10 protein-coding genes are annotated in these 12,179 nt (G+C 70.8%); 1 reads left to right on the top strand and 9 read right to left on the bottom strand.

All coding sequences use genetic code 11. The features are described from left to right. Window positions 1-530: 530 nt before the first annotated feature. From ACFYZA_RS16385 to ACFYZA_RS16350, 8 genes are all read right to left on the bottom strand, one after another. Window positions 531-2,171: a DUF4189 domain-containing protein gene (locus ACFYZA_RS16385; protein ID WP_388491000.1), complete on the bottom strand. Its 1,641-nt coding sequence runs from the start codon at window positions 2,169-2,171 to the stop codon at window positions 531-533. Then, entirely contained in the window at window positions 2,168-2,950 is a 783-nt protein-coding gene (locus ACFYZA_RS16380; protein ID WP_388490997.1) for a protein phosphatase 2C domain-containing protein, read from the bottom strand. Before ACFYZA_RS16380 ends, ACFYZA_RS16385 begins: the two co-directional genes overlap by 4 nt. Before the next feature lie 266 nt (window positions 2,951-3,216). Next, complete coding sequence (locus ACFYZA_RS16375; RefSeq protein ID WP_382585655.1) at window positions 3,217-3,894, bottom strand: hypothetical protein; 678 nt, start codon at window positions 3,892-3,894, stop codon at window positions 3,217-3,219. 138 nt (window positions 3,895-4,032) lie between these two features. Then, entirely contained in the window at window positions 4,033-5,226 is a 1,194-nt protein-coding gene (locus ACFYZA_RS16370; RefSeq protein WP_388490994.1) for a hypothetical protein, read from the bottom strand. 41 nt (window positions 5,227-5,267) lie between these two features. Then, window positions 5,268-5,933, bottom strand: coding sequence for an RES family NAD+ phosphorylase (locus tag ACFYZA_RS16365; protein WP_388490991.1), 666 nt, complete (start codon window positions 5,931-5,933; stop codon window positions 5,268-5,270). After that, window positions 5,933-6,595, bottom strand: a complete 663-nt coding sequence (locus ACFYZA_RS16360) for a hypothetical protein (protein WP_388490990.1) — start codon at window positions 6,593-6,595, stop codon at window positions 5,933-5,935. Before ACFYZA_RS16360 ends, ACFYZA_RS16365 begins: the two co-directional genes overlap by 1 nt. Next, window positions 6,592-10,125, bottom strand: coding sequence for a CHAT domain-containing protein (locus tag ACFYZA_RS16355; protein WP_388490988.1), 3,534 nt, complete (start codon window positions 10,123-10,125; stop codon window positions 6,592-6,594). The genes ACFYZA_RS16360 and ACFYZA_RS16355 overlap by 4 nt, the downstream gene beginning before the upstream one ends. Window positions 10,126-10,251: 126 nt before the next feature. Next, entirely contained in the window at window positions 10,252-10,794 is a 543-nt protein-coding gene (locus ACFYZA_RS16350) for a hypothetical protein (protein WP_388490985.1), read from the bottom strand. 180 nt (window positions 10,795-10,974) lie between these two features. Here ACFYZA_RS16350 and ACFYZA_RS16345 point away from each other — a divergent pair, with 180 nt between their 5' ends. Further along, window positions 10,975-11,346 (top strand): hypothetical protein, encoded by a 372-nt coding sequence (locus ACFYZA_RS16345; protein ID WP_388490983.1) that lies wholly within the window; start codon window positions 10,975-10,977, stop codon window positions 11,344-11,346. A gap of 315 nt (window positions 11,347-11,661) precedes the next feature. Here the strand turns inward: ACFYZA_RS16345 and ACFYZA_RS16340 are convergent, their stop codons facing one another. After that, entirely contained in the window at window positions 11,662-12,174 is a 513-nt protein-coding gene (locus ACFYZA_RS16340) for a hypothetical protein (protein WP_388490980.1), read from the bottom strand. Window positions 12,175-12,179 lie beyond the last annotated feature (5 nt).

Genomic DNA, 12,179 nt, shown 5'->3' with positions numbered 1-12,179 from the left:
AGAGGCCTTCCGAAGGGAACAAGGACGGTCGCGGCATGCCGGGGCATACGTGAGCCACTCACACGATCGGGAGGGCTCGTCTGCGGCGGATGAAGTACCCGTGCCGCTCGGCGACTCATCCAGTTCTACCGACGCCCCGATGGCCTGGCAATGCCCCCCTCCTACTAACGGACTTCGCAGCGAGGCCGTACTGGCGCACGTGCCGCGTCCGGGGCACGGCCCGATCCGTCCAGGGCGTGGGCGGCGAACGAGCACGGTCGGGGCTTGATCAGTGGGCCACTAGGCCTGCTCGTATGTGACCTAGGTCCTGTGGGCCGCCTCACGAGATATATGCCTGAATATTACGGATTGCTACTATCCATACCCTTTGATGGCCCGGTCAGCAGACCCGGATCACTCCCCTCATCGAAGGAACACGCGCGCATCGAGCAGCGAATCCGAGGGTCCGGGCGTAGCCCATCCCCGCCGACAGGGCCGGTTCCGACCGGAAACACCCATGCGGCAGCGGCGACGAGGCAGCGGCGCTCGGCTCAGTAGCGAGTGGTGCACACGTAGGTGAGCCAGCGGCCGCCGCCCGCATGGGAGATCGCGTTGTTCTCGGCTTCGGTCGGCGTGGCGCCCTGGCCTCCCCAGTACTGGCGCGAGCTCGAGTTGTAGGCGACGGCACCGCAGCTGTTGACGAACGTCGTGAGCACCTTGCAACCCGTGCCCTGGCACCTCGACGAGGCCCCTTCCTGTGCGGCGCCGGCGGACTTGTAGTCCCAGGCCTTGCCGATACCGCCGTCCTGGCTCACGGCGATGGCACCGTAATAGCTCGGCGGTGGTGGGGGCGGGGGTGGCGGTGGGGGCGGCGGTACTGGAGGCAGCGCCGGGACCGTCGGCGGATCGGGATTAGGTACGGGCGGCAGCGAGGGGGCCGTCGGCGGATCGGGAACCGGGGGTGGCACGACATCCGGCAGATCGTCCGGGGGCGCTGCCGGCTTCCCGAGTGATGGCGTACTTGGGTAGGCGGGATGGAGTGGGGCCATCGACACGGTGGGGCGTGCAACGACATCGTCATCGGAGCTGTCGTGCATGTGCGGGGCCGCAATCTCGAAGATCACGAGCAGGGCGACGGCTGAGAGGACCCAGGCTGCCTTGCCTGATCCGGGGGCGGCAGCCGAGGTGGCCCTCTTCGGCCCAGCCGCGTGGTTGAGTGGTCGCCCGGGGGCTGCCGGCGCCGGCCGGGGACCGGGCGGCCGCGGCCCGCCGCTTACCGGGGACACCGGGGATGCCGCGGCGGGAGCGGTGGACGCCGTCCTGGCCGTCGCGGCCAGTCGCTCGGCCCACTGCGCCGGCGTGGGGCGCCGGGCCGGATCCGGATCGAGGCCCGCGCGAGCCAGGTCCGCCAGTGCGGAGCCGACGCCGGCCAGGGCGGTGGGATCAGTCGCGGTCTGGTCGCGGGCGAAGAGGCGGATGGCGAGCAACGTGAACTTGTAGACGTCGCCGGGCCGGGTCGCCTTCTCCTCCCCCGCCGGAAGCTGCCAGTCCGGCGTCTCGGCCTGGGGCAGAACGCTCGCGCCCCGCAGCCGCGCGGCGTCGCAGTCGATGAGGAAGCACTCGGGCCGCGGGGCGGTGGTGAACAAGAGGTTCTTGGGAGAGAGGTCCCCGACCGTGATGCCGATGCGGTGGAGTCTGTCGAGCGTGGTGGCCAGGTCGGCCAGCAGGAAGAGCCGTTCACGCTCACTGATGACCAGGCCGATTCTGGCGACGTAGGAGTCGACGTTGAGCAGGAACTCCAGGTTCGCGAGCCTGCGGGTTCCGGGGGTCGAGCCGTTCAGGCTCCGGAGCGTGAAGTGGAAGCGGTCGGGCACGGCGCGCATGAGGAATCCGCAGGCGTGGCCCTGGCGTTGGACCACGGCCGCGGGCCACGCCGTCTTCTCGCAGAGCCACTTGCCGTCGGCGAAGCCGGGCTCGCCGATGAGTGCCACGGCCGCTTCCAGGGCCGCGGTGTCGAGTTGGGGCAGGACGGCGGCGCTGTACTCCTTGTAGACCACGTCCCAGCCGCCGTTGTCGGCCTCGTTGATCTTCTTGTTGGCCACCTGGTGAACGGTGCCTTGGCCGCCCTGGCCGAGCTGGCCTCGCAGGGTCAGCGTGCCGTATTCGACCGGCGGTATGCGTGCGGGTGTCATCGCGGCGCCCCCGTGGCGCGGGGCCAGATCGCGAGCAGCGTCCGGTCGTCGTCGAAGGTCTCGCGGGTGAAGTCGACGAGGTGGGCGAACCACAGGGGCGTCGGCGGTTGGGCGAGGTGGTGCGCGAACAGCGCGCCGACCTGGCCGTCGCCGTCACCGAGTGGGTCGCCGAAGCCGTCGGTGCCGATGAGCAGTGCCTCGTGAGCGGCCAGCCGCGTATGGGCCACGGGCAGGGGATCGGGAATGCGGGGCAGCGGCGACACATCGTTCTCGACGATCAGGGCGTCCGGGTCGGTCTTGGGGTCGAACAGCGGGTGGTATCCGCCGGTCGGGGTCGTCGTCCTCGACGGGTCCAGCACCCAGGCTCCGGAGTCACCGATCCGGCAGAGGGACACGACGGGGCCGGCCGGGTCCGGACGCACCACGCCGGCCACCAGCGTCGTCGCGTACAGCCCCGCCACCTCGGCCGGCTCGGGCTCCTCTTTGTTCAGTCGGCGCTGTGCGAGCCGGCGCAGCCGTTGGGCGACGGCCCCCGCGACGTCCCGGAAGTCCGGCGGGTCCTGCCCCTGGGACAGCAGGCGCAGCAGGTGCTCCACGGCGGATCGGCACGCCTCGACGGCTCCGAGCTCGGCGCTCGTGGCGCTCGATACGCCATCGGCGACGGCGAACACGATGCTGCCACTGGCCTCGTGCACCGCCGCGCGAGCGGCGTCCTGGCGCGGCTGCCGGTAGTAGCGGTGCTTGGCGCCCCGTACCGAGGCATATCGCAGTGTCAGCAAGGGAGTTGACCATGCGTCACATTCGGTGTCCGGGAACTCGTGGGCGTCCTGGCCCGGTGGCCCGGCCTCGAAGTGGGGCCCCGGCACGCCGATCGAGACCCGCTGCCAGGGCTGCGCCGCCGAAGCGAGCCCCTCAGCGGGCGGCGGCGGGGCCGGTGGCAGGCGGGGAGGCGGTGGGGCCGCAGGAGCGCGCCGCGGCGGCCGAGGGTCTGCGGCCGCCTCGCTCCCCTCATCCCAACTACGGCCGCTGTCGGGTGAGTTCACGTTCAGACCTCGTCGATCGCCATCGTGAACTGATCGGGCTTCTGCACCACGAGCTGCGGGCTCGCCGAGTGGAGCGCGTGTCCCGAGGCGACCAGGCTGGCGGTCAGGGCGTGGAAGAACTCGGAGATGGCCTGGCCGATGTCGGTACCGGGCTTGGCGACGAAGGCGAACTCGGGGCGCGTCGCCACTTCGAGCATCGTGGCCGGCTGGGCGTCGCCGATCCCGCAGGCGATGATGTTGGGCGAAGTCGGCGTCCGTGCCTTGTCCGTGAGCTGTGCGTGCGGCTTCCGCCAGGCTCCCCCGTCGGTGGGCTGACCGTCGCTGAGGAAGAACACGACGGGCCGGTGCACCTTGTAGCCCTCGCCGCGCAGCCACTCCACGTCGGTCGGAATGCGGCCGAGCAGGTCGTCGAACACCGCCTCGTAGTTGGTGAGGCCCCGGATGACCACCTGCGGAAGGCTGGTCTCGGTGCGCATGTCGGCCACCCCGAGTCGGACCTGGACGTCGTCGGAGAAGCCCAGAACCGCCAGGCGAAGCTTCGCGGCGATCATCGGTTCGGACCGCAGCCCCTCGCACAACGACACCAGCCCGTTGGACAGTTCCTGTACGTAGGGCGCCATCGAGCCCGACTCATCGGCCAGAACATAGGCCGGCAGCAGCACACCCTTGATCTCCGCCATGCGAATACGTCTCCCCGTTTCCGTACTGAATGGTGCCCGTACTGATGGTGTCCGTACTGAATGGTGCATGTCCTGTTCATGCCATGGATTCCCGCCGGGACCGCCTCTGACGCCTGCCCGTCCGCCTCGTGCCGTCGATCACATGGCGTCCGTTCCCGCCTGTTCTCTCACGTTCCTCCACGTCGTACGTTCCAGTCCACCAGACGGCCCGGTCGCGATATGGGCGGGATCCGGGCGAATTCCGGTCGCCTCCTGCGCTTCGTTCCGGGTCGTCAGCGTCCGCAACAGCAGCTCTGCGGGCACTGGGTGACGGACTATCAGATGGATGTCCAGGTCGGTGCGCCGCGACAGTTCCGCATCGACCGCAGGCCAGAGTGCCTCGATGCTCTGCTGGTACGAAAGTCCGCCCCGGCCCGAGCCGAGCAGCGGGAGGCAGACCGAGCGCAGCGGCGGGTCGAACCCACGACTCTCCTCGGCCAGCAGCGCCAGCACCCTGGTCACCGCCCGGGTGACGTCGGCCGGCAGGACGTCGTAGTCATTGGTCCCGGACCGGGGAACGGCGACGGCCGCGTGGTAGAGCCGACGTACCCCTTGCGCCGCCAGCGCGCCGGAGCCGGTGGCGGCGACCGTGCCCGGCACGACCGGCCGGCCCGAAGTTCCCTGCCGTACGGCCCAGTCGCGCAGTTCCTCGCGGACCGGATCCGCGAGCAGTTCCCCCGTCACGCTCCGGGACGCGGCGGCGCGTCGCAAGGAGGCGGAGACCGACGACTTGTACGCCTCGGGCAGCGCGAAGTGCGTGTTGGAGGGCACCACGATCACGTCCACGTCGCTCAGCAGATCGACGGCGTGGACATGGAGAGTGACGGGAACGACCCGGCCCGCTGCCGGCACCCGCAGGACTCGGTGGGTCTCCAGTGGGCTTTCGGTCGGAGGGGCCTCTCCGCAGAGCCGGAGGATCTGCTCGGCGATCTGGCCGAGCACCACGCCTTCTTGGTGCTTGCGGAACCGCTCCACGCTCACGCCGTACACGCCGGCGGCGCGCCTGCGACGGTCGGAGCCCGGCCAGTCGCGGGTCCCCGGGGCGGTCCCCAGTGTGTACTCGGCCGCCTCCTGGAGGCTGCCGCCGCCCAGCCGGTCCACCGCGAGCCGCAGCAGTCGCTCGACCGCGACAGCGGACGGCCCGCTCACGGCCGGGCCGTCCGGCGTGAGCCCGGCCGAAGCCGCCTCGGTGAGCGCGGGGAGCCGAAGTTCCCGCAGGCGCACCATCCCGGCCCTGCGAACTTCCTTCAGCTCATGGACAACTGAGGCGTAGTCGACTCCCCTGGGCGCCATGGTCCAAAGGATGCATCGCCGAATCGTCCGCCACAAGAAGTTCAGAGCACCCCCTCGGGGACGAGCGTCGCCCGCAACGGGGCCAGGAGACGATTGACCTGCTCGATCCCTTCGGGACTCGCGAGGTCGGGGATGCCCCGCGCGAGGTCCGGCTTGAGCGGCTCGTCACCACAGCGGTCGCCGAAGAGGACCACCGCATGGCGCGGGCGGTGCCGCCTCGATTGCCACAACAGGCCCTGAGTGCAGGGCACTTGGGTACGCAACTCGCTCGCCCAGCGCCGGGACTGCGGGTATCCGGCGCCCTCCGCCTCCAACAGCCAGGAGTCCTGGCAGACCGCGGCCAGATCCTCCTCGGTGACGAGCCGGATCAGCGTCAGATCGACCCGCGTCCGCAGCAGGCTCAGTGAACGGCCCGCCACCCAGGCACGCGGCACAAGCCGGAATCCCGAACCGGTGTCGAAGTCCAGCGAGCGCAGCAGCACCTCGGCCAGTGCCGTGGCCGGTTCGGCGCCCGCGTACAGAAACGGGTAGGGGTCCTCCGACGTGCCGTCGAAACGGTTGCCGCCGAAGTGCGAGTCGGCCGCTACGGGGTTGAACTCCTCGGGTGGCCGTCTGCCGCTGTGGCACCGCCATACTTCCGAACCGGCGGGCAGCGTCGCGAGGTTGGGTGTAAGCCGGTACGCGGAGGGCGGGGTGCGGTCGGGCATCAGTCCGCCTCCAGCATCGCCGAGGCCGCGCCGACCAGCAGCTCGTCGGACACCTGGCCGAGGAGTGCGGCGGGCCGCCCGCCCAGCCAGAGGTTTCCGCTCAACCACCAGTCGGCCGCGCCCCACGGGTCCTCTTCCCCCAGGAGCAGACGGTTGACCGCGCGCACCACGGGGAGCGGACCGCCGTCGGCACCGCCGAACTGGAAGGCCGGGTAGCGGGGTCCGCGTACCGGGTCGTCCAGTCGGATCAGTCCGGTGACGGCGCCCGCGCAGCGGTGCCGCGCCTGCTCGGGCGACAACGACGGGTGGGCAAGAAGCCGTTGGCGCGCCTCGGCGAGGCCACCCTCGCGGCGTGGGGGCGGGCCGGGATCGGCGAGCTGGGCGAGGAGTTCCCGCGCTGTCGCCGCCAGGTCCGGCGCTGCCGCCGCGGGGCCCGCCAGCCGCGTCCCGTCCAGGGCGCGACGCACGAGGTGACCGGGCGGCAGGGCCAGCAGGGCGAGCCGCACGCCCTGCACGCACCTCCGGACGGCCCGCTCGTCGGCGGGCGCGAGGGCCAGCGCTTCGAGCCGGGTGAGGAGCAGTTCGCGTTGCTCGTCGTCCAGGGCCGAGTGGATGTCCGGCCAGTGCGCGCGGATCAGGGCGAGGAGGTCTTGAGGGTTCATGCGGCACCCCTCGCACCCATGGCTCCGTACGAAGGTCCGGGATGGCCCTGGTGGATGAAGGAGGCCCAGAGTGCCGGGCGGTCAAGGTCCGGCAGCTCAGTGTCACGGTCCGTCAACCCGCTCACGCTGCTGGGCAGTTGGCGGCGGGGATCCAGCATCCACAGCTGCGCGGCTCGTAGGGCTGCGGCCGGATCGAGGCCCTCGACGGCCGCGAAGTGGTGGAAGACCGACATCATCAGCGCGGAGGCGCCGTCGGCCGTCGTCCACCGCGAGCCCACCACATTGCGCGCGGCCCGCGCCACGAAGGCCGTCGCCAAGGTCAGCGCCTCGTCGTGGTCACGGGTGCTCAGGTCCGTCTCACACGCACTCAGAACCACCAGTGGCCCGCTGCTCCGCCGGGCGGTGTGTTCGGCCGGGAGGTCCAGCAGGCGCGTCACGGTCAGCATGCCGGCGTCCGGGAGCGCCCCGGGACCACCAAGGCCGGCGGGCCAGGACTCGGATTCACCCGGGAACGCCAGGCTCAGCGCCGAAACGGCCGGGCTCGGGCCCGCGGAGCCGTGCGACGCCACGTGCAGCAGGGAGAGCGGCCGCACGTTCGCTGCCGTCAGCAGCTCAAGGATTTCCTCGGGCGTTCCGGGCGCCTCCGGGGGCACGGGTGGCTGATAGAAATCGCCGAACAGCCGCGCCCGTGGATAGAAGTCGGCCCGCAGAGCGCTGATCTCCCGTTCCGCATGGGTCAGTGAGAGGCGGGGGTCGGCCACCAGGACCGGGGCCGAGTCGATCGCGAGCCGTTCGCGCCCCAGCGTGAGGAGCAGCTGGCTGCCCGAGGCGGCGTAACTCACCACCATGTCCTGACAGGCGTAGTGGTACTGGTCTCCGTCGCGCGCCCTCGCCGCGTGCCAGGGAACCACGCCCAGGTTTCCGCAGGGCACCAGGACGACTCGGGGCAGCGACGCGTCCCTGTCGGGCGGCGACGCGTCCCTGTCACTTTCGCTGCCGAACTCGCCCTCATTGACGGAGCCGCCGTCGGCGTCGGCGCGGAGCAGCAGGGCCATCTCGCGGATGTCCCCCATCACCCCGGACCAGGCCCAGTCGCAGAGCCGCCCGAGGGCGTCCTCCCAGACGCGTTCCGCCGCCTCGGTCCGGTACCGGGAACGCGCGGCTGCGGCATCGAGGTACGCGGCCAACGGCCCGCTCCCCTCCCCGGACAGCGCCGGCACCAGGAACGCCTTCGATCCGATCCCCGGCACCAGGAAGATCGCGACGCCGGGGTTCTCCGCGTCCCCCGGGACCAGGTAGACCAGCGCGTCACTGCCGGCCGCCGCGATCCCCGCGCACAGTTCCTCGATCGTCGGGATGCTGAAGAGCTGTCGCCGGTCGTCGTGGCGCCGGTAGCCGAGCGCTTCGAGGGCGCGGCGGCGCAGGCTGCTCGGGAGCTGCCGGTCCGGCTCGCCCGGCGTCGAGGAGAACGTCCCGCTCCAGGCGTCGGCGAGCTCCCCCTGCCCACGCGCCCGAAGCAGTTCGGGTACGCCCGCAGAGGCCGAGGCGGCCTGGAGCACCAGGGCCCGGCTCCACTCCAGCGCCTCGACCGCCTCCTCCAAGTGGTCGCACACCGCGGCCCAGCGCGCGACGTGGATTCCGCGTTCGCCTCCCTTCCTGGCTGCGAGCAGGCCGTGCTCGGCGCCGGCTTGCAGCAGGACGTCGGCGGCGATGGGGTGCAGAGAATCCAGCGCGGTGGCGATGGCCGCGTCCAGATCGGCCGGGTCCTGCGTGTGGTCGAACCGGCAGGCGTACGCCTCGGCAAGGTTCCACAGCACATTTCCCGCCAGCGTCGCCTCCTCCCCCTGTCGGACTCGTTCGCTGATCCGCTCGAACCCTGCGATGGCCTGGTCGAGTTCGGACACGTCCTTGGTCTGGTGGTAGAGCGCAAGCCGACCGTTCGCCGATCGCAGGTCCCAGTCGCTCTTCATTGCCGCTGTGGGCCGCGGCACCGAGAGGCCCTCCCGGATGAGTTCAGGATCGTTCTCCTCCTTGCCGCGCTGGATCCGCACCAGGCCGGTCAGCTGCTCGGTCAGCTCCCTGAGGCCCGGCGGCAGGTGGTCCACCCGCTCGATCCGCTCCAGGCATTCGAGCATGCGCAGCCGGTCCGACGGGTCGCCCAGCAACGCGCCTCGCGCCTGATGGGCCTGAGCCAGCGCCATCAGGACGTTGACGCGGATGCCGTCATCGTGTGCTGCGAGGTCCTGGAGACTGAGGAGCTCGTCAATGACCGCGTTCAACTCGCTTACGTCCTCTGCCTGTTGGGCGCGCTCCAGCCTCGATATCGCCGACAGCAGCCGCACAACCCCGGTGAGGTTCGGGGGAGTCGGGGTCGCGGTGATCCGTTCCTCCAGCGATTCGAGGAGCCGGTGGCCGAGTTCGGCATCCTGGAGGTTCCCGCCCAGCGTGTCCCCGCCGCCCACGAGCGCGGACCGCAACGCTGCCAGGACGACGCCCAGTTCGTGCTCCGGCGGGAGCAGACCGGAGGCAGTGGCCAGGCGGTCGAGTGCCGCGTCGAGGCGATCGGGGTCGCCGTTGCGGACGGCGCCCAGCGCCTCCCGCAGGAGCCGGGGAAGGGCCTCCAGCCCCCGGTCGTCCGAGCCGGCCGGGGGGTGATCCGGGCTCCGCTCCAGTTCCTCGTTCATCCTCCGGAGCGCCTCCGGGCTGATGAAGCCCGGGGTCACGGCCTCCATCGTGGCCAGGATCCCGGCCCGCTTGCGCCGCTCACGTTCGGTCCTGGCCGCCTGTGACTGTTCAGGGCGGGCGGCCTCGTCCGGTGCGGGCGGCTGGTCGCGGACGCGCTCCTTGACCCAGCTCACCGTCCGGAGCTGATCGGTCCAGGGGAAGTCGTCCGGGAGCACGCTCCTCACTTGCTCGCCCGTCGCCCTGGACACCCCGCCGGGCCGCAGCATCTCCTTCAGCAGGGCGAGCCCCGGGGCCGCCTGGTCGATGATCTGCCGTAGTTCCGGCGGCATCGGCAGAGCCTGGGCGTCGGTGAAGAGCTCGGGCAGCTCCGCGACATCAAAGCTCGCGCCGTCCTTGAGGTACCAGTCCATGAACGCCGCGTGGTCGGGTAGCCGGCCGTCGCGGCCGCCGAGCTCGGGACTGGGGAACAGCACCACCAGCAGCCCGAACGCGGCACACCGCCGTTCCCAGTCGGGTGCCTCGGGCTCGGCAGCGCGTACCTCCCGCAAGTGCCGCAGTGCCCGCCTGCGGTCCTCGGCAGCTCCGCCGCCCTCGCCGGCGTATCGCAGCGCGAGCAACACGCCGAGCCGAGCGATGACCACCTGCCGCATGACGTCCTGGGGCTCCAACAGGGCTTCCAGGCGGGTGAGTTCATCGATCGTCCGGTCCTGGATCCCCGGCTCGGACACGGCCTGGAACCGGGTCGTCCACGGAACCTCGGTGAAGGGAATCAGCAAATCGGCACGGGCCGCCACGCCTCGCGCCCAGATCCGTACCGCCTTTTCCCCACCACTGTCGCCACCCATCGCTCCCCCGATCGAGCCGGTCCCGGTTGTCGCGGCTCTCCCATCATGCCCAGCCGCTCGGCGCCGGGAAGCGGATGTTGACCGGCGGCCGGATTTCGACCTGGAACCGACCAGCCACCGCCCCGTTCAGCCGCCCTCCCCGGAGTTCACCACCCCGAGGTCGGCGCGCATCTGCTGTCGCAGCAGGCGTACTTGGCGCCACAGCGCTTCGATGTCCGCCCGCACGGCGTCGAGCGAGTCGCCGGGACGGGTATCACCGCGGTCGAGCCGCATCAGCATCCCGTAGGTCGTACTCAGCGAGTGGTTGACGGTCCCGGCGAGGTCGAGCACCGGGTCCGGAACGCGCAGCTGTGCCTCGGCGTAGCAATCCCGATGGGCGTCGCGCGCCTCGGTCAGCCGCCGGCCCGAAGCGCCGGAGCCGTCCGCGTTCAGCAACGCGTGCATCTGGTCCGTCAGCGCGGCCAGGTACTGCCGACAGGCGGTGTTGAGCGCGACATACGTGTCCCGCCTCGCATCGAGCCCGGCCCGGCGCTCCTGCTCCCGGCGCTCCTCGACCCGCTCCCGCCTGCGCGAGCCGTCCGCCGCGCGCTGGGTCAGCAGAGAGGACAGCAGAGTGCCGACCACGCCGACCGCCGCGATCCACAGCCCGGACGCCATGGCTGTATCCATGCCTCACCCCCGTTTTCCCCGGTTGGGTATTACCCCGATGCCGCGCGGCTAGTGCCGTGACCGGGAGGTCGCCGGGCGTCGTCGAGAGGGGATGGCGGTCATCGCCGGCCTCCTCGCCCGGCATGCCGGAAGGTTCTGACCTACTCTGACCCCCGGAAGCGGACATGAGATGAGGAGCAGATGACTCTCAAGACGGGCCAACGGGTGGTGCTGGCCGCGGACACCCGGCTGACCGATTCGGACGAGGTGTCGGGGGTCGTCGTAGGGTTCCTGTCCTTGGCGGCGGGCACCGGCGGGACCGTCGAGCAGGTGGTCGGCCACCAGGAGGAGAGCGACGACGTGCGCGAGTACGAGCGGCTCAAGTCGCTGCTCGACGCCTTCGGGGGCGAGATGCCCACGGAGAGCAGGAGGCAGCTCGAAGAGAAGGTCGCCTCTCTGGAACCCGCGTGGACCGCCTTCCAGGAGCGGGGGCCTCGCGTGAGCGTGCGGGTCCGCTTCGACAACGGATTCATCCTCGACGGGGCCCACGAGGACGTCTTCGTCCCCGCCTGAGCGCGCGTCCCGGGTCGGTCCGAGGGTCGACAGAGGCGGCCGCGACGGCGGGCCGACGGCTCGGCCGGGGTGCGAGACGCACACGCGGGCATGTCGGGAAAGCCGTACGTATCTCGCATCCCGCCATTCCCTCGAGCCACTGAACTCGAGCGGCGACGGTGTGGGTGACCCGGCCATGGGCACCGCGAAAAGGCCGCTCACGTGCGACGGTGACGACAACCGGGCAACCGGGCGGCGAGCAGGGGTTACTGCATCCATGGGCGACGGCGCATGGCAGGTGGATGTCCTACGCGACTCCGGCGTCGCTGATGTTCGTCAGATGCCATCTGTGCTGGACCACTCCAGCACCCTGCACTCCGAGTCCCACCAGGGCAGTGCGTGGCGCACCTCGTCGAGTCGGCGGCCGGAGTAGTTCGGTGGCGCGTCGGGGAGCGCGTCGGCGTTCAACAGATAGAAGTCCGCGGACTTGCCCTCGATGGACAGCTCCCCGTCGATGAAGAGCCCGAGATCGATGCGCCAGGCCTCCGCTGTGGTGGTAGGCGAACTCGATCCGACCGAGAAGTTGAACAGTTCCGTGTTCGGGGGTGTCTCTCTCCAGCGGAACGACCGCATCCCTCGTACGACAAGGAGGGCGGCATTTCCGGTGCGGTACTGCAGGGCCGTGCGCATGTCCAGGAGCAGTCCGGAACGGCCGGTCAGGGGACACACACGGCAGTCCAGGAGGCCGACCTCCAGGAGAGCGTCGTGCTCACGCAGGGGATCCCAGTCGATGGGTGCCGCCGTCGTACCGTCAGCGGCACCGGTGAAAAGGTCTTCGATATGCATCATGGAAT

The organism is Streptomyces sp. NPDC001828 (genome assembly GCF_042892175.1).
GTDB lineage: Bacteria > Actinomycetota > Actinomycetes > Streptomycetales > Streptomycetaceae > Streptomyces.
This window is presented reverse-complemented; position numbering and strand designations above follow the sequence as displayed.

Bases quoted from the DNA above. Each gene is read 5' to 3' on its own strand.
- ACFYZA_RS16385 (WP_388491000.1), bottom strand. From the start codon at position 2,171: ATGACACCCGCACGCATACCGCCGGTCGAATACGGCACGCTGACCCTG.
- ACFYZA_RS16375 (WP_382585655.1), bottom strand. From the start codon at position 3,894: ATGGCGGAGATCAAGGGTGTGCTGCTGCCGGCCTATGTTCTGGCCGAT.
- ACFYZA_RS16370 (WP_388490994.1), bottom strand. From the start codon at position 5,226: ATGGCGCCCAGGGGAGTCGACTACGCCTCAGTTGTCCATGAGCTGAAG.
- ACFYZA_RS16365 (WP_388490991.1), bottom strand. From the start codon at position 5,933: ATGCCCGACCGCACCCCGCCCTCCGCGTACCGGCTTACACCCAACCTC.
- ACFYZA_RS16360 (WP_388490990.1), bottom strand. From the start codon at position 6,595: ATGAACCCTCAAGACCTCCTCGCCCTGATCCGCGCGCACTGGCCGGAC.
- ACFYZA_RS16355 (WP_388490988.1), bottom strand. From the start codon at position 10,125: ATGGGTGGCGACAGTGGTGGGGAAAAGGCGGTACGGATCTGGGCGCGA.
- ACFYZA_RS16350 (WP_388490985.1), bottom strand. From the start codon at position 10,794: ATGGATACAGCCATGGCGTCCGGGCTGTGGATCGCGGCGGTCGGCGTG.
- ACFYZA_RS16345 (WP_388490983.1), top strand. From the start codon at position 10,975: ATGACTCTCAAGACGGGCCAACGGGTGGTGCTGGCCGCGGACACCCGG.
- ACFYZA_RS16340 (WP_388490980.1), bottom strand. From the start codon at position 12,174: ATGATGCATATCGAAGACCTTTTCACCGGTGCCGCTGACGGTACGACG.